A 17,477-nucleotide genomic window follows, 5' to 3' on the forward strand; every position below is an offset into this window, starting at 1 on the left:
ATTCAGTATGAATCTGGTTTTCAAACACTTACATTAATATCAACAAATTTACTGACCGTATATGGACACCTTATTTATAAAAGTGTACACTTTTTCGCTAACAATATATTTTCATGAAGAGTAATTATTCATAAATTTAATTAGCATAAATCTAAACTTTTCTAAGAGAAATTTGTCTTAATTGGCGAATTCAAAGATCAGCTATCTTTTTTTCTATCTCCATCATTTCGCTTTTGTTATATCTGTTCTCATAATCAAGTAAATCCAGATTACCCTGTTGTTTTTTTGTTTTCAAAAACTATGGCTGAAAAGCTCGATGACTACTTAAAAAAAGAAGCCTTTCAACTGATCAGGTCGGACGAAAAGCTGTTCGAACTCATGCAAGAAGAGGGATCGGATGGCTTTTGGTACTGGGACACGGAAACGCAGCGCATATGGGCTAATAAAAAGTTAGGTGAGACCTTTGGGTTGACCGACTTTGGAAAACAGGGAGCCGAGATTCGGCTTACTGACCTTTTTTCGGAAGCGGAAGTCAATGCCGTTCAAGAATGTATTCGAGTGGCACTTAACGAAAAAAAAGACGCCTTCAAAACGAATTGCGCTTACACGACCCCTGGCGGGGTACGGCAGCGAAGCGATTTATACGCCCACATAATTAAAAATGAAAGCGGCAATCCCATAAGAATCCTTGGCATCAACATAAAAAAAACTTCAAATCCAGAGACTGCCCTTCAGAAAGACTATTTCCCGGAACGCCTTGCCGCTCACCTCAACAATTTGCCTCTGGGCATGGTGGAGTACACGCCTGATTTAACCATTTCGCTGTGGTCAAAAAAGTGTGAGGAAATTTTTGGGTGGACGATGACCGAAGTCCTTGGCAACAAGCTGTCGGCATTTAATCTTATTTATGCCGAAGACTTAGAAAGGGTAGGTATCACAGCTGAAGAGTTGATGACCGGCAAGGTGGACGGAAACATCTCCCTCAACAGAAATTACACCAAGAGTGGAAAAATCATCCATTGTGTTTGGTACAACTCGGTAACCAGGGACAACAAAGGGGAGGTAATTTCAGTCATGTCGCTGGTCCAGGAAGTAACTAAGGAAAAGAAAATTGAAGAAACACTAAGGGTCAATAAAGAGCGCCTGAAAGAAGCCCAAAGAGTAGCCCGGATGGGGGACTTCACCTGGGATCTTGCTTCGAATAAGTTTGTCTTTTCAAAAGGGCTGACCACGATTATCGGATATGAAGAAACAGATGAATTTTTCTACGATTACATCAATGACAATATTCACCATCCTGATGACCTGCCACGGGTCAGTCAGTGGCTGGCCGATTGCCTGGCATCAGGCGCAGAAAAACTCACCCCCAAGGAATACCGGCTGATTCGTAAGGATGGAGAGGTTATCTGGATTCACGCTGAAGGAAACATCGTATATGACCGTGGCAAGCCGGCCTCTGTTTTCGGCACGGCTCAGGACATCACCGAACGGCGGCTGGCCGAAGAAAAATTAAAGGCATCGGAAAAGCGTTTTAAGTCCGTTGTTGAAAATGGGAAAGACGGTTTGACCATTCTTTCGGGAAATGGAGAGGTCAAGTACCAATCACCTTCAGTAGTAAAAATGCTGGGATATTCGGTTGAAGAACTGACAAAACTAGAACAAACAGCACTTATTCATCCTGCCGATGTCCACATACTCACGTCTGCTTTCTCGGCATCACTTCAACACCCCAGAAAAGTTATAACTGTTTCACCGTATCGAGTCAGAGACAAACTGGGAATTTGGCACTGGATGGAAGCCAACATGGCTAACTACCTCGACTACCCGGACATTGAAGGTATTGTTAACAACTTTTCTGACGTGACGGAAAGAGTTGAATCTTCGAAGCTTCTCACCAAGCTTAACGGCCAGTTAAAAACGGCACAAAAAATAGCCAACTTGGGCTATTTTGAATGGAACTGGAGAGAGGGTACAGTTTTTTGGTCAGAGGTATTGTACAGCATTTGTGGTGTTACAAAGATCCCCTCAGAACAAGCATTAGCAGATAAAATTCATCCCGACGATCAGGCAGCCTTCATTGACTATCGCAAACAGCTCAATTTTTCACGGGAGCCCGCCAAAATCGAATTTAGATTTCTGCGCAACGATGAGGTACGAAACCTGGTGGGAAGGACGATACCGTTACTTGACGAAAATGAATCCATAATCGGGATTGAGGGAACTGTACAGGACATCACCGAAAGAAAGAAATACGAAAACGAAATTCTTAGGCTTTCTACTTTTCCTTCGGAAAACCCCAACCCTGTCTTGCGAGTTGCCAAAAACAAATCACTTACTTATTTCAACAAAGCCAGCGAGCCCCTTTTTACCGCCAGGTCGGGCGACGAAAAAAGAACCTTACCTGTAGCACTTTGGCAACTTATCAGTCAAACTTTTGAAGCAAAAAAGATTCTTCGCAAAGAACTTACCATTCGGGATACTACTTACTCTTTTACTTCCACTCCAGGGCCTGCCGACGACTACGTAAATGTGTATGGGCTTGATATTTCTGAGCAAAAGAAAGTTGAACAGGCGCTTAAGGAAAGTGGACACTTTCTCAATGAAGTAGGAAGAATTGCTAAAGTGGGAGGATGGGAATTGCATCCGGAAACCGATGTTGAAATATGGACAAAGGAGTTGGCCGAGATACACGAGGTGCCCGTGAACGAAGACGGGCGGTACAAATTTGGCGTAGATTTTTATACAAGTAAGTCACGGAAAATTATCAACAAAGCAGTTCAGGACGCACTCGAAAAAGGCAAGCCCTACGACCTCGAACTCGAAATTGTCACTGCCAGAGGGAATCATAAATGGATTCGTACCATTGGGCAGCCCATAAAATCAGCCGATGGAAAAATTAAGTTAAGAGGATCCTTCCAGGACATCACGCAAATCAAAAACGCTGAAGAAGAAATATTGCTGGAGAAAAATCTCTCCGACCAAATCATCAACAGCCTTCCGGGGGTCTTTTATTTATTCACCAAGCAGGGCAAATTTTTGAAGTGGAACAAGGATTGTGAGAGAATCAGTGGTTATTCAGCAAAAGAAATTAGTGAGATGAATCCTCTTCAGTTTTTTAGTGAAGAAGACCGACCGATCATTATCCAAAGAATTTTCAACGTGCTAAACAACGGTGAAGATCGGATGGACAGCAACTTTGTTCTGAAAGACAAGACTAAAATCGCCTATCACATAACTGGCAAAAAGATTATCTATAGGGGCGAAGAGTGCATCATGGGCGTCGCAATTGACATCACCGAAAGGAATAAAGCCGCTGAAGCACTGAAACAGAGTGAAGAGCAATACAGATCTCTTTTTGAAAATATGTCGGAAGGCTTCCTACACTGCGAAAGCATTCTGAATGACGCTGATGAGGTTATCGATTTTGCTATCATTCAGTCTAATCCGGCTTTTGAAGCCATGACTCATCTGCAAAATCCAGTCGGTAAAACTGCTTCTCAGCTATTCCCTGATCTGACCGTAGCCAACTCAGCTACCCTTCAGGCTTTTGTGCGGGTGATGGGCAGCGGAACCCCAGAGACGATTGAACGGTTTGCGGAGAAGCTTGACAAGTGGTTCTCAATATCCCTCTATCAACATAGAAAAAACCACATTGTTGCCATGTTTCAGGACATCACCGAACGAAAAAAAGCATCCCTCGGCCTTCTTTCAAGCGAGCTAAAATTCCGGGCATTGGTGGAGCAGTCACTTACTGGCATTTACATTTTTGATAAAGAGCGGTTTATATATGTCAACGACCAGTTTGCCTCTATGTTTGGCTATACAGTTGATGAGGTGCTCGCCAACCTGCGCCCTACCGACGTTGTAGACGAAGAAGACAATGACCGGGCCCAGGATTACATAGGGCAGCGGTTTTCTGGCGAAGTCAAATATGTACACTACAGTGCCAGGGGTATAAAAAAGGACAAAACCAAAATATGGATTGAGATCCATGGTACCCATATCGAACTGGAAGGAAAGCCTGTGATAACGGGAACAGTGCTGGACATAACAGAAAGGGTAAAAACCGAAGAATCCATCAACAAGCTGCTACAGAAAACAACTGAACAAAACATAAGGCTGAAAGACTTCTCGTTCATAACCTCCCACAATATCCGCTCATCGGTATCGAACCTGCTGGGGCTTACCGATTTACTTATGATACAGCCCGGCAGCATTGAATACATCAAAATGTTGCGTACAAGCACTTTGAAACTCGATGCCACCATCAAAAGTATTAATGAGCTCATACATTTTGAAGACAATTTGGATAAAATGCCAATGTCGGACTGTAACATATTAACTGCTGTTAACAACGTTTTGGCCCTGAACAATCAGACAATCAGGGATAAAAACATCATCGTCGAAAAGAATATTTCACCTGAGTTAATTTTCAAATGTGTTCCTGCTTATATCGATAGCATTCTCCAAAACCTGCTTACAAATGCCATTAAGTACGGAACCACTGAGGATCAAAAAACTATTAAAATTGAATCTTATCAGGAGGCAAGTAATATTGTAATTTCCATTCAGGACTTTGGAACGGGCATAGATCTCGACCGTTACCAGGAAAAACTCTTCAAGCTGGGAGCCAGGTTTCATTCCTCCAACGAGGGGCAGGGACTTGGGCTTTATATGTCGAAGCGTCAGATTGAGGCTATGGGCGGGAAAATAAATGTCGAGAGTAAGCCAAATGTTGGCTCAACCTTCAAAGTCATTTTCTATGTCAGGTAAGAAGATTTTTATTATCGACGACGATGACATCTTTTTGGTCATCGCTACTGCAAACTTGCGGCAAATTTGTGGTGATGTTGAAATTATTACAGCGAGCAATGGTGAAGAGGCTTTGAAAATTATTTCCGACACCCAACCAGGCGTTGTACTTCTTGACATCAACATGCCCGTAATGAATGGATGGGAGTTTCTTGAAGCACTGACACAATTGCAGCAAACAAATCCCTACCACATTTTCATCACAACATCTTCGGTAGATCCCAATGACAAAAAGAAAGCCAGCGACCATCCGCTGGTCAGGGGCTATCTTGAGAAGCCCCTGAATCCAGATAAGATAAAAGCCCTTCAAATCTGCTAGCTCATCCTTTCACCTGCCTGTCTTACTCTACTCTCAGGCTTTCAACGGGATTGATGCGTGAGGCCCGCAAAGTGTGATAGACAATGACCAACGCAGCCACTAAAAGTGCGGCCATTCCACTAACAACGAACAGCCCAACGCCAATTTCGGTGCGATAAGCAAAGTTTGCCAGCCACTTGCTCATCAGCCAAAGGGTAAGCGGCACCGACAACACAATAGCGACAAGCAGCTGAGAAATAAAGCTTTTGGAAAGCAATGCAAAAATTGTAATTGGAGTAGCTCCCATCACCTTCCGAATGCCAATTTCCTTGATGCGGCTGTTCACAACCAACACCATAAGACCAAGCAGGCCTAAAATTGCAATCACTATCGAGAGGATTGTTGCTACGGTAATCAGCTTGTTGAGCCTTGCTTCATTTTCATATTGCTGTTGTATTTTTTGATCAACGAAGCTGAAATCCAGAGCCTCATTTGGGAAAATTGCCTCCCACTCCTTGTCAAGGATGTTTTGCACCTCCGCCAGGTTCGATCCAGTGTAAGTAAACACCAACTTGGGAACCGGCGAATCTTCCACATTGAAGTCTGAAATTCCCTGCAAAATGGGCATGGCATTTTCCGTTATGACGAGCGGCTCCACCTGGGAATGAAGAGAGGTGAAGTTGAAATTTTCAGTCACTCCAATGATCCGGTGTTCGCCAAACTCTTTACCCGGCAGCTTGTCGTCGACCGGGTTTTCGAGTCCAAAGTAATCGGCCGCCGCCTGATTAATGATAATTGACTGGCGCTCGTCAAGGCCGTTTCCCTCTTCAAAATCCCTGCCCTCCTTTACTTTTATCCCAAATGACTTCAGGTAGTTAGCGTCAACATTCAGGAAGGCAAACCGCCTGAACACATTCTTGTCGTCGGTATAAGCAAGCTGCGTCCATCCATTCGAGCCAAAAACATGAGTAGCCATACCAATGTCGGTAACATCGGGGTGTTTTTGCAATGCCGCCTTCAGAAGCTTGCCATTTTCCATGCCCGAAGCTATCACCTGAGTGAGTCGCTGCGCAGCCGGATCCGGCTGAAGCGTAACGGAAACAACAGACTTATAATTGAACCCCAGGTCTTTCTCTTGCATGAAGCTTACCTGCTTTTTCATGATCAGTGTAGTACTGATGAGAAAAACAGTAACAAGAAATTGAAACACCAACATACCCTTCTGCGCCACGTGCCTTCCACCGCCCTGGCTTCCTCCTCTCAAAATAGACACGATACGAAAGCCAGACAGCACAAAGGCTGGGTAAATTCCCGCAGCGACGCCTATGGCCAGCCCAACACCCAGGTAAGCGAACAAATGCCACCACCTGAAGGTGAGAAATATTTGGGCTCCAGTTAACGTGTTGAACGTGGGAACAAGCAATACCGTGAGCACAGTACCGATCGTCATAGCTATAAGCGCTACTAAGAGGCTTTCGCTGAGGTATTGCACCACCAGCGTACTTTGTCCGGCACCCAGCACTTTTCGCATGCCCACCTCACGGGCCCTGCGTAAAGATTGCCCAATAGACAGCGTTGCATAGTTAATGCAGGCAATAATGAGCACCAGTAAACCGATAGCACCAAGTATGTACACATATTGAGGATTGCTCACCGGAGCAAAGCCAGCCGGCACATCGGGATTGAGGTGAATATCAGTGAGCGGCTGCAAACCAATATTGTACTGCCCTCTTTCTACTTCCTCGCTCAGATACCCCATCACCACATCCTGCATCTTGTCGTTTACGTTTTGCACCTCAGCGTTTTCTCTGATCAGCACATATGTTTCAGCAAGCACGCTGAACCAGGCATTCATGGCACCTTCTCCATAAAACCTTCTGCTGTTCTCCGCCGATACAGCAATATCGAACCGTATGCTGGAGGCATGCGGCATATCGGCTATTACGGCCGACACTTTAAAGTCCTCTATGTTTTCAGCGATTTGCAGGCTCAGCACCTTCCCCATCGGATCATCGTCGCCAAAATACTTTCTGGCATAAGACTCGGAGATGATCACACTTCTCAACTCCTGAAATGGCACCTCTCTGTTCCCCGCTATTACTTCAAAGTCGAAGACCTTGAAAAAATCAGGGCTGATGACGGCCACTTGCTCATCAATACGGTTCTCCCCTCTTCCCACCAGATGGTTCTCTTGAGTTATTCGCACAGCAGCTTCTACTTCCGGAAAGTTTTGCTCAAACAAATCTTCAAACCTGAGCGGCGTAACGCTGTTAAAAAATATCTTCCCCTCACCATAGTCTTCTTTGACCCAACTTCGGTAAATCCGATCCTTTTTTGAGTGAAAATGATCGAAGCTTATCTCTTGCTTCACGTAGAGCCCCATCAGCAGAAAGCAGGCAATGCCGATTGTCAGGCCCACCAGGTTGATAGCTGTGTTGATTTTGTCCCTTGCCAGCACCCTAAAAGCGATTTTGAAATTGTTGGCTGTCATCATAAATATTGAGTTTTTGAGTCTTTTCGATTTTCCTATGGCCGAAATTCTCAGCGATCGAATCACGAGCCATACGTATGTCAAATCAGCGGCTCGCTTTCCGCTCTCAAGCCGGCGCTTTTGATACACCTCATACAGATCACCCTGCAGGTCTTCCAGAAGGTCGGGGTGGCAATACCACTCCAGAAACCGATCGGCCCACCTTGGAGGATTGGAACTCATGAGCCCTGAATCGTTAGTAACTTTTTGTACAAGCCCATCCTTACCAGCATCGTTTCATCGATCACCTTGCGACCGGCCACCGTCAGCGTAAAAAAACGTTTCCTTCTTCCTCCCCTGTCGGCAGTAGCACCTCCCATCGAGGACGTGACAAATCCCTTGGCCTCCAACCGTCGGAGCACTGAGTGTATGGCAGTAACATCGGGTTTTCTACCAGCTTGCTCGGCAATCTCCTCAAGGATAGTTACTGCATAGGCCTGCCCTGCTAGTGAGCCCACCGTCAAAAGCACAAGCTCCTCCAGTTCGCCTAATGATTCTCTTTTCATAGTTGCACAAGATATTTATTGTACAAAGATACAAATAAACTATTTAATAATTTTTTGTACAACAAATTAACATTCGTTAACACCTGACAGACGATCTGGTCATCAACGGAGCTAGGAAATTACTGACGCTCCGTCTTGTATAGAAATGTCGTAGAAGTTGGGCGCTGTATGAAATTGCTTCGTAAATGAGAGGTCGACGTGACGCTTGAATTCCTCCTCAAACTCCTTTTTCACGATGTTAATGGTGCATCCACCAAATCCCCCTCCCATCATCCTTGCGCCCAGTATTTCGTCGGGAAACCTGGCCGCTTCAGCTGCAAGAAAGTCCAGTTCCCGGCAGCTTACCTCGTAGTCGGCCGACAGCCCACGGTGCGTATCATTCATTTTTTTTCCGAACGCCAGCAAATCGCCCTTTTTTAAATCACGGGCAGCGGCCTGTGTACGTTCTATTTCACCCGTCACAAACCTGCACCTCCGAAAGACATTCTCAGGAAGTTCATCCGCCAGCTCTTCCACTTCAAATGAATTAAAGTCTCTGAGGGAGTTTGCCTCCGGCTTGTGTTTTTTAAGAACTGTTACCCCTAGCTCACATTCAAGTCGTCTCGTATTGTATTCGGAGCTTGCCAGAGAGTGTTTCACCCGTGTGTCGATAAGCAGAAGGCTGTGATCCTGAAGCTGAAGCGGATAGTAGTCGAATGTAAGATCACGACAATCGAGCAACATGGCGTGGTCTTTCTTTCCCATTTTGCTGGCAAACATATCCATGATTCCACACTTGACCCCGACAAACTCATGCTCCGCCTTTTGAGCTATCTGAATAATGTCCCATGGCTCAACAGACAGCTCAAACAATTGCGTCAGTGCTGTTCCAAAACCAACCTCAAGCGCTGCTGACGATGACAAGCCGGCCCCATTTGGGATGTCGCCACCGAACACACAATTGACCGGAGGAATATCGAAACCACGCCGTTGCAAACCAGCCACAACGCCAGTAAAAAAGTTAGTCCACGCCGGATTGGACTTTGGCACCAACTTCTTGTGGTTGACCAGCGCTCCCTTATTGATATTCAAAGCGAAAAGAGAAGTATCGGGCCGGGTAGAAGGTGACATAGCAAAAATAATCTCCCTGTTAATAGCAGCAGGAAACACAAAGCCATTATTGTAGTCGGTGTGCTCGCCGATCAGGTTGATCCGGCCAGGTGCCCGCACAACAATGGCGGGACTTGAGCCGTAAAGCTCCGTAAATGTTCTTGATATTAGTGATTGGTAATCAAGTTCCTCAAACATCACTGTAGTTTAGGTTTAATCAACGGGAACAGCTTTCGCCAGGAAGGCTCCTCTCTCTCTTAAAAAAGTGCTCAAATATACGAGCAGTTTGCTATTTCGAATATAAGCCAGTTGAAATTGAAGTGTCTGAGAATACCGTTGGCACCCGTTATTAATTAATAAAGAGAGACCAGGAGCTATTGTCAACTATTTAACGTACCTTTGCGCCAGGTTCTCAGTTGACAGGCCAATTATTTCACATACTCAGCCTGCCGCACGCTTCAAGTCGATGTCTGCCATTCAACCAAGGATCTTTTAAGGACAGACTGCTGATTGTGACCCTTCCCGGCTCGTTATCAGCCATATTTAAACAAAAAACATTAATGACATTTGAAAATCTAGGGCTTATTGAGCCCATTCAGAAAGCCCTGAAGGCTGAAGGCTACACTACGCCTACGCCTATTCAGGCCCAAGCCATCCCACATCTTCTTGAAGGTAGAGACTTACTGGGTTGCGCACAAACAGGCACAGGAAAAACTGCTGCCTTTGCCATTCCCATTTTACAAAACATTTACACCGCCAGAACCGAACAAAGAGGTATCAAAGCCCTTATTCTTACCCCAACGAGGGAATTGGCGATACAAATTGACGAAAGCTTCGCTGCCTATGGTAAGTATACCAGAATCAGTCATACAGTAATATTTGGTGGCGTATCGCAAAATGCTCAAACCAATGCGCTCCGCAGGGGTGTTGACGTGCTTATTGCTACTCCAGGTCGCTTACTTGACCTGATGAACCAGGGTTTTGTTCGCCTCGACAGCATCCAGTTTTTCGTATTGGACGAAGCGGACCGCATGCTCGACATGGGATTTGTGCACGATGTAAAGAAAGTGATCGCCAAAATCCCTGCTAAAAGACAAACGCTTTTCTTCTCGGCCACTATGCCGCCCGAAATTGTAAAGCTGTCTGACAGTCTTCTTACAAATCCTGTGAAAGTAGAGGTGACACCTGTATCTTCAACAGCCGAAAAGATAGAGCAGTCGCTGTTCTATGTGGAGAAAAGAGACAAGAAGCATTTGCTTAACCATATCCTGGAAAATAAGGGCATTGAAACAGCACTGGTTTTCACCAGAACAAAACATGGTGCCGACAGAGTAGTGAAAGACCTTAACAAGGAGGGAATTACTGCCGAAGCTATCCATGGCAACAAATCGCAGAATGCACGTCAGCGTGCCCTTTCAAACTTCAAAACCCGTAAAACAAGGGTGTTGGTGGCTACCGACATTGCAGCCAGAGGTATCGATATCGATGAGCTGACCCATGTATTCAACTACGAGCTACCCAATATCCCTGAAACTTATGTTCACAGAATTGGGCGAACAGGACGTGCCGGAGCGGATGGAAAAGCAATTTCTTTTTGCGAAAGAGAGGAGAGACCTTATTTGAAGGATATCCAAAAGCTGATTGGCAAGACGATTCCTGTAATAGAGGAACACCCATACGTAAATGCTACACCAGTACCAACTTCCAGCGAAGTGTACTCGTCAAGACCTAAGTCTGGCTCCAGCGGCAACTCGGCATCGTTCAAAAAGAAGTGGAACAACAACGGAAGGCCAAACAACAACGGAAACAGATCCTCGGATCGGCCGCAGCGTGACTCTTCTCAATCAACTGCCATGCCTTCAAGGTTCTCGAGGTATTAAGAATTGATAGAATGTATTTTAAAAAAGGGCTTCGGCCCTTTTTTCATGTCTATACTTGTCGGGAATGGAGTCAATCAAACCGTTGTAAGTGAAAGAAAGTACAAAAAAAACTAGCCGCCCTTTGAAAGAGCGGCTAGCCAGATTGATAAGCGGATTAATGAATGTTTTCAGTATAATTTACAGTCTGCTTTGTGCTTAAAAATCGAATTTTTGGTCTTTAACTACAGTGTTATTGTATGATACAGTGAAACGAACACCCGCTCCTTTGATTTGGCTTAGATCGTACACTCTTGTGAAGAAATCAGCTGACTTCACGTCCTCGGTGAACAAAAGTTCATCCTGACCACCGTAGATAGCTACTGAAAGAGGTGAGTCTACTGAAGCACTTGATCTAAGTACCATTTTTTTTGTGCTGGCATTAGAGCTAAGAGCTACCTGCTCACCCAATTTGTCAACTTCAGAAACGTGGTGTACAGTTTGAGCTACTTTTTCACCTTTTGAAACTACTTCAAAAGTGTAGTAACCTGTTGGAACGTTTGAAAGGTCGAAGTTTTGCGCAAAACCATCAGCCACTCTAACGGATCCTTTGTGAACAGATACGCCTTTTTCATCTAAAACGTTAACTGTCACATTCTGCTTGCCTTCACTCTTATATATAAGTTTGTAAGAATCATTCTTGTTGAAAGAAATCACTCTTACATTAGATGATGATTTAAGTGTGTCTCCTCCGGCAAACGCAACACTAGAAGTACCCATAGCTACTAGGAGTACAGCAATAAAGTTCTTTGTCTTTTTCATAACTTTTCGTTTTTGAGCTTATCAATTATATATCAAAAGACGTAATAGTTATGATTTTGTTCAAATAATAGGCATTAATTTTAAATGAATATACGGTTAATATATAAAAATTTACGAATTCATTAAAATATCACTTTTTCGTAACCGTTTGCGCTGGCAGTTACGCCAATGCAAACGTCTGATTTTTATAATTTTTACATAAAATATTTTTCTTCATGTAGTTTATTCTGATTAATTTCAACTAATAGCCTATTAACAGAATATTATTCTGTACTAAGCATCTAGAAGCTGATTGCATAAATCCCGGAATCGCTTGCGGTGGGAATTTCGTTCTGACAAGGCGAAACCAAAAGATCGAAACAAAAGAAATAGAGGAAGGAATTGGCAGGACAGATTACCTATCTATAGTCCTCACTTTTCTCCTTTGGGTGAGTAAAAATCGTAGATGGCTCTATTTTGAAAGCCAAATCTTTGCCTGTTATCGGGTGTTTTATGTAAAGCTGGGTGGCCATTAATCGAATCTGCCTTTTGAAAGCATTGCTCGCCCCATATTTGTAGTCGCCTACTATAGGGCAGCCAATATGACCAAGGTGAACCCTAATCTGATTTTTCTTGCCCGTGGCCAGCTCTACTTCTACCATATGGTATCTCCCTATCCTCTCTTTATAGGTATAATAGGTGATAGCTTCCTTGGTATTGGGGCCTGGCGTGCTGGCTACAAACATCTTCAGGCCTCGTTCCTCCAGCAGCGTGCTAATGGTACCTTTTTTGGGATTGGGTTCCTTTTCTGTAATGGCAATGTACTTTTTAGAAAACTGATGCCAGTTAGCTTTCAATTTTTCCTGTATCTCTTCGCTTTTTGCAAAAACAACCAGGCCGCTTACTTCTTTGTCAAGCCTGTGCACTGGGAAGGCGCTCTGTGCACCTTTTGTAGCGTCCTTTACGTAGTCGTCCACCAGTTTGTGCATGGTGGGCCGCCGTGTGATGCCTTCGCCGGCCGTAATGAGGCCCACTGGCTTGTCGCAAACAATAATGTACTGATCCTGCCAAATAACACGAAACGGGGCCTTCACATTAAGAGAGGGCTTCTCCTGCTTTTCAATATTAACAAGCTGGCCGGTCTTGACAGGTGTATCGGCCATTCGAACCTGCTCTCCGTCGAGAGTCACGTTGGCAAACTTGAGCATTTTGCGCAGCTTGGTTGTGGAAGTGCCGGCGTAGGCGTCGCCCAATATTTCCAGGATGGTGCCGTCTCTTTTGGCTAAATGCTTCATAATTATCGTGTAAATCTTAAAAAAGTTCCCAAAGGCAGCCTTTGCCCCGACGTAGATGGCAGGTAAAACTCCCCGAACTGCATATTATCTGGCTGAAAGAATGACTCAACCAGGTTGGCTGAAACCAATGCCGAAAGCCCCATGCTGTACATATTAAGGACAAGAAAGGCCTGCCGGGGTGCCAGCAGTTGGCTGCATAGCTCCATCAGCTCCGTCAAACTCTCTTCAATCACCCACTTCTCACCATCAGGGCCTCTGCCATAGGCGGGTGGGTCAAGTATGATACCATTGTATTGCTTACCCCGCTTTACTTCCCTTTTTACAAACTTCAGGGCGTCTTCCACCACCCACCTGATGTCCTTCAAGCCACTCGCTTGCTGGTTATCATTGGACCAGGTGATCATGTTTTTCACGGCATCCACGTGTGTGACTTCGCTGCCCGCAGCCCTGGCTGCCAAAGAGGAGCCGCCAGTGTAGGCAAACAGGTTAAGCACCTTTCCAGGTTCAGGCCATGCTTTCACTGTATCGTATATAAAGTCCCAGTTCTCGGCCTGCTCCGGAAAAACGCCCACATGACCGAAGGAAGTGAACTGTAGCGACATGGTGAGTTGCATGTCTTTATACTGGTACTTTAAAGGCCAGCGATGATTGAGTTTTTGCGAATAAGTCCAGCCCTCATCTTCCCTGCTGCTTTTCCGGGCCTTCGCCGAGTCCCGCACAAATACCGCAGATGCCTGCTTTTTCCACTCGTCATCAGCCAACTTCTTTTTCCAAATAGCCTGAGGCTCGGGCCGGATGAGCGTATACTTTCCAAACCGCTCCAGCTTCTGAAAGTCGCCAGAATCGATCAGTTCGTAGTCTTGCCAATGTCGGGGAAAAAGAAGCTGCATAGGTAGCACCGGGAAGTAAGGTGCAAAAGTAACGGAATTGTTGGAATTGGGTGCTTTCTGGTTTCACATTACTCATTGCAGCGCACCAGGCGATTTAGTTGAGGTCGTGAGATGAACTTTGCACAATACCCTGTATTTTTGCCCTCCATGATCCTTGAAATATCAAGTCCGCAGAACCAACGCATTAAAAACCTGATTGCCCTTCAGAAGCCCAGGGAGCGCAAGGAGCAGCAGGCATTCGTTATTGAAGGTGTGCGTGAGATCTCCCTGGCTCAGCAAAGTGGCTATGAACTACAGGAAATTTACATCAACCCAAACCTGTACCAGGCAGACCCCCACTACCCTATCTCCTTCGAGCATTCTACTACCTACCACCTGAGCAACGTAGTTTTCTCAAAAGTTGCCTACAGAGAAAGTACAGGCGGGGTAATTGCCATTGCTGCTACCAGGTCGCTTAGCCTTGCTGATTTACCAAAAAAGGACAACCCCCTTTATCTGGTACTGGAAAATGTGGAAAAGCCTGGTAACATTGGAGCGATGCTTCGGACGGCGGATGCCGCCAGCCTTAGTGGGGTGATTGTGTGCGACCCCAACACCGATTTTTTCAACCCCAACGTAGTGAGGTCGAGCGTAGGTTGCCTTTTTACTGTGCCGGTCGCCTCCGCCAGCAATCAGGAAGCCAGGGATTGGTTTACCAACCAGGGCATCACCACCTATGCAGCGGCCCTCACCGACAAAGCCAGGCCCTATCACACCTTTGACTATAAGACGCCTTCTGCCCTAGTGCTGGGCACGGAAGCTACCGGCCTCTCCGATTTTTGGCTACAAGAGGCTAATCAGCAGGTGATTATTCCGATGAAAGGGAAAATTGACTCCATGAACGTGTCGAATGCCGCAGCCATTCTTATTTATGAAGCCCTCCGTCAGCGTGATTTTGGCTGAGCCCTTTTCGTAGCCCAGCCTTCAATCCAGTTTTTTGCAGCCACCTACTTCTGTGAATCCGTATGAAAACAGCGCCAGGTCAGCACCGAAAGTGGCAACCAAACCGAAATCTATCTATGAAATTAGCCATGCTTACAGTCGAATTCTATTACTTTGGGCTCTCATTGTGAAGTTCGCATGAAATGAAAAACAGAGCGCTTCTTTTCTGCATCTTTTCGCTAGGCTCCCAGGTATCCTGGTCTCAAAATGCAGAAAAGCTTAACGAAAAAATTGAGGATTGGTATTTTGGCACCATCGTGATGACATCGGGAGATGTGATCGAATGTGATTTTGCATATAACCCGCTTACAATAGAAGGCCTGCTACAATTCAGCTACGAGGGCGTTAACTACACGGCTGGCCCAAGCAAAATATCTTCCTTTGGCTTTTTTGATGAAGAGCGTGGCACCTACCGCAAGTTCCAGTCGTTTCCGGTATACAGCGAAGTGACTGAGATGACAAATGAGATCTTCATGGAGATACTTCACGAAACGCAATTCATTTCGCTGGTTGGGAGAAAAACTACCGGACTGAAGCCAGGCTACGGCTTCAATGCCAATGCTGTTATAACTCAGAAAAACGTTATCAAGGGCTATGAAAGATACTTCATTGATATGGCCACCGCCAGGTTACATGAAATGACTAAAAAGGAATTTTTCAAGCTTACGTCAGACAAAAAACCTGAGATAAAGTCGTTTATGAAAGAAGAGCATGTTCAGCTAAATGAATCAGCTGATTTCATAAAATTGATGGAATACTATGCTTCTTTAAAGTAGTATTATTAACGCCTCAGCGAGTTGAGTATGATGACACCAGAAACTTTTAGAACAGAAGCCCACCGCCTCGTTGACTGGATGGCAGATTTTCTCGAAAACATCGAAGAATACCCCGTAAAACCTGCCACAAAGCCCGGCGATATAATTAAACAGCTACCAACTTCCCCTCCTCTTCAAGGCGAAAGTTTTGACAGCCTATTCAAAGATTTTCAGAGCATCATCATGCCGGGCATTACGCATTGGCAGCATCCCCATTTTCATGCCTATTTCCCTGCCAATGGGAGCTATCCCTCTATTTTGGCAGAAATGCTTACCACCACACTGGGCGCTCAATGCATGATTTGGGAGACCTCACCAGCCGCCGCAGAGCTGGAGGAGATGGTGATGAACTGGCTCAAGGAAATGATGGCATTGCCCGCTCCATGGCACGGCGTCATTCAGGACACCGCTTCAACGGCCACCCTTGTGGCGCTCCTTACCGCCAGGGAAAAGCAGAGCGGCCTCCGTGTCAATGACGAAGGCTTCAATGGCACAGAAAAGTACAGGGTCTATTGTTCCAGTGAGACACACTCGTCTATTGAGAAAGGTGCAAAAGTAGCTGGCATCGGAAAGAAAAATGTCGTCAAAGTATCTGTAGACGACCTGTTGGCGATGAGGCCTGATCAACTGGAAGAGGCCATTAAACGAGATATTCAGGCAGGGTATACGCCATTAGCGGTGGTGGCTGCCATAGGCACCACCAGTACTGTGGCTGTCGACCCCTTGAAGGCAATTGGTGCTGTTTGCCGCAAATACAATGTGTGGCTACACGTCGATGCCGCTTATGCAGGCACAGCCCTGCTGCTGCCAGAGTGCCGCTGGATGATGGAAGGTCAGGAGTTGGCCGACAGCTTTGTGTTCAATCCGCACAAATGGATGTTTACACACTTCGACTGCACGGCTTACTTTGTGAAGGACAAGGAGGCTCTTATTCGTACTTTTGAGATACTGCCCGAGTACCTAAAAACCGCCACCCGTGGGCAGGTGAACGACTACAGGGATTGGGGTGTGCAACTGGGCCGCCGTTTCAGGGCTTTGAAACTGTGGTTTGTTATTCGCTCGTTTGGCATCGATGGCCTGCAAAAAACCTTAAGAGGACACATGTCCTGCGCAGAAGACTTCGAGGCTAAAGTGGTGAGCCACTCAGATTTTGAACTCGTCCTGCCACGATCATTGAATGTAGTAGTCTTCCGTTTTAAGCCAGCCAGTGAAACCAATTTGGAAAAGCTCAATCAGCTGAATGAGCAGCTGATAAAAACCCTGAATGCTTCCGGGAAAGTCTTTATCTCCCACACCAAGGTAAAGGGGATTTATTGCATCAGAATGGTGCTCGGCAACACCAGGCTGGCGCAAAGGCATGTCGACGAAGTGTGGGCATGGATAACTGATACCGCCAAGTCGCTTTAACCCGGAATTGTCATTAGGAATTAGGACGGAGCAAAAGGCCAGTTGAAATTTTGGGACTCTGTCCAGATTACTTCAATCCATTTTCTTCGTTTCATTGCCAGAGAAAGGTTGAGTATTTTCTGACTGCCGGATTTGGTTATATAGCCCCCAATAGCAAAGATTTTATACCTGAGTGTTTTGAGTTGATGGAGCTTGTC

12 protein-coding genes are annotated in these 17,477 nt (G+C 45.5%); 6 read left to right on the plus strand and 6 right to left on the minus strand.

The features are described 5' to 3' along the window. The first annotated feature begins 300 nt into the window (after positions 1-300). Positions 301-4,773, plus strand: coding sequence for a PAS domain S-box protein (locus GC130_RS16990; protein WP_151999536.1), 4,473 nt, complete (start codon positions 301-303; stop codon positions 4,771-4,773). Next, positions 4,763-5,131, plus strand: coding sequence for a two-component system response regulator (locus GC130_RS16995; RefSeq protein WP_193217888.1), 369 nt, complete (start codon positions 4,763-4,765; stop codon positions 5,129-5,131). Before GC130_RS16990 ends, GC130_RS16995 begins: the two co-directional genes overlap by 11 nt. A gap of 22 nt (positions 5,132-5,153) precedes the next feature. Here the strand turns inward: GC130_RS16995 and GC130_RS17000 are convergent, their stop codons facing one another. The 3 genes from GC130_RS17000 to galK all read right to left on the minus strand — a co-directional run bounded on the left by GC130_RS17000 (position 5,154) and on the right by galK (position 9,433). Then, positions 5,154-7,823, minus strand: coding sequence for an ABC transporter permease (locus tag GC130_RS17000; protein ID WP_151999538.1), 2,670 nt, complete (start codon positions 7,821-7,823; stop codon positions 5,154-5,156). After that, complete coding sequence (locus tag GC130_RS17005) at positions 7,820-8,146, minus strand: PadR family transcriptional regulator (RefSeq protein ID WP_151999539.1); 327 nt, start codon at positions 8,144-8,146, stop codon at positions 7,820-7,822. The genes GC130_RS17000 and GC130_RS17005 overlap by 4 nt, the downstream gene beginning before the upstream one ends. Positions 8,147-8,257: 111 nt before the next feature. After that, positions 8,258-9,433, minus strand: coding sequence for a galactokinase (gene galK / locus GC130_RS17010; protein ID WP_151999540.1), 1,176 nt, complete (start codon positions 9,431-9,433; stop codon positions 8,258-8,260). 362 nt (positions 9,434-9,795) lie between these two features. Here galK and GC130_RS17015 point away from each other — a divergent pair, with 362 nt between their 5' ends. Next, positions 9,796-11,115, plus strand: a complete 1,320-nt coding sequence (locus GC130_RS17015; RefSeq protein ID WP_151999541.1) for a DEAD/DEAH box helicase — start codon at positions 9,796-9,798, stop codon at positions 11,113-11,115. 195 nt (positions 11,116-11,310) lie between these two features. On the opposite strand, the gene GC130_RS17020 is transcribed toward GC130_RS17015, so the two are convergent. The 3 genes from GC130_RS17020 to GC130_RS17030 form a co-directional block, all read right to left on the minus strand. Continuing rightward, on the minus strand, positions 11,311-11,913 hold the full coding sequence (locus tag GC130_RS17020; RefSeq protein WP_151999542.1) for a hypothetical protein: 603 nt from the start codon (positions 11,911-11,913) through the stop codon (positions 11,311-11,313). Between the two features lie 398 nt (positions 11,914-12,311). After that, positions 12,312-13,187: an RluA family pseudouridine synthase gene (locus GC130_RS17025; RefSeq protein ID WP_151999543.1), complete on the minus strand. Its 876-nt coding sequence runs from the start codon at positions 13,185-13,187 to the stop codon at positions 12,312-12,314. A gap of 2 nt (positions 13,188-13,189) precedes the next feature. Continuing rightward, positions 13,190-14,077, minus strand: coding sequence for a class I SAM-dependent methyltransferase (locus GC130_RS17030; protein ID WP_151999544.1), 888 nt, complete (start codon positions 14,075-14,077; stop codon positions 13,190-13,192). Positions 14,078-14,188: 111 nt separating this feature from the next. Here GC130_RS17030 and GC130_RS17035 point away from each other — a divergent pair, with 111 nt between their 5' ends. The 3 genes from GC130_RS17035 to GC130_RS17045 all read left to right on the plus strand — a co-directional run bounded on the left by GC130_RS17035 (position 14,189) and on the right by GC130_RS17045 (position 17,280). Next, a complete protein-coding gene (locus GC130_RS17035) occupies positions 14,189-15,019 on the plus strand; it encodes an RNA methyltransferase (RefSeq protein ID WP_226940529.1) in 831 nt (276 codons plus the stop codon). Between the two features lie 182 nt (positions 15,020-15,201). Beyond that, the gene (locus GC130_RS17040) at positions 15,202-15,834 is read left to right on the plus strand and encodes a hypothetical protein (protein ID WP_151999545.1); all 633 of its coding nucleotides are present in this window, start codon (positions 15,202-15,204) and stop codon (positions 15,832-15,834) included. A 27-nt stretch (positions 15,835-15,861) separates the two neighbouring features. Beyond that, a complete protein-coding gene (locus GC130_RS17045; RefSeq protein WP_151999546.1) occupies positions 15,862-17,280 on the plus strand; it encodes a pyridoxal-dependent decarboxylase in 1,419 nt (472 codons plus the stop codon). The last annotated feature ends 197 nt before the right edge of the window (positions 17,281-17,477 follow it).

The organism is Imperialibacter sp. EC-SDR9 (assembly GCF_902498805.1).
GTDB lineage: Bacteria > Bacteroidota > Bacteroidia > Cytophagales > Cyclobacteriaceae > Imperialibacter.

Coding starts and splice junctions, on each gene's coding strand:
- GC130_RS16990 (WP_151999536.1), top strand. CDS start 301: ATGGCTGAAAAGCTCGATGACTACTTAAAAAAAGAAGCCTTTCAACTG.
- GC130_RS16995 (WP_193217888.1), top strand. CDS start 4,763: ATGTCAGGTAAGAAGATTTTTATTATCGACGACGATGACATCTTTTTG.
- GC130_RS17000 (WP_151999538.1), bottom strand. CDS start 7,823: ATGAGTTCCAATCCTCCAAGGTGGGCCGATCGGTTTCTGGAGTGGTAT.
- GC130_RS17005 (WP_151999539.1), bottom strand. CDS start 8,146: ATGAAAAGAGAATCATTAGGCGAACTGGAGGAGCTTGTGCTTTTGACG.
- galK (WP_151999540.1), bottom strand. CDS start 9,433: ATGTTTGAGGAACTTGATTACCAATCACTAATATCAAGAACATTTACG.
- GC130_RS17015 (WP_151999541.1), top strand. CDS start 9,796: ATGACATTTGAAAATCTAGGGCTTATTGAGCCCATTCAGAAAGCCCTG.
- GC130_RS17020 (WP_151999542.1), bottom strand. CDS start 11,913: ATGAAAAAGACAAAGAACTTTATTGCTGTACTCCTAGTAGCTATGGGT.
- GC130_RS17025 (WP_151999543.1), bottom strand. CDS start 13,187: ATGAAGCATTTAGCCAAAAGAGACGGCACCATCCTGGAAATATTGGGC.
- GC130_RS17030 (WP_151999544.1), bottom strand. CDS start 14,077: ATGCAGCTTCTTTTTCCCCGACATTGGCAAGACTACGAACTGATCGAT.
- GC130_RS17035 (WP_226940529.1), top strand. CDS start 14,189: ATGAACTTTGCACAATACCCTGTATTTTTGCCCTCCATGATCCTTGAA.
- GC130_RS17040 (WP_151999545.1), top strand. CDS start 15,202: ATGAAAAACAGAGCGCTTCTTTTCTGCATCTTTTCGCTAGGCTCCCAG.
- GC130_RS17045 (WP_151999546.1), top strand. CDS start 15,862: ATGATGACACCAGAAACTTTTAGAACAGAAGCCCACCGCCTCGTTGAC.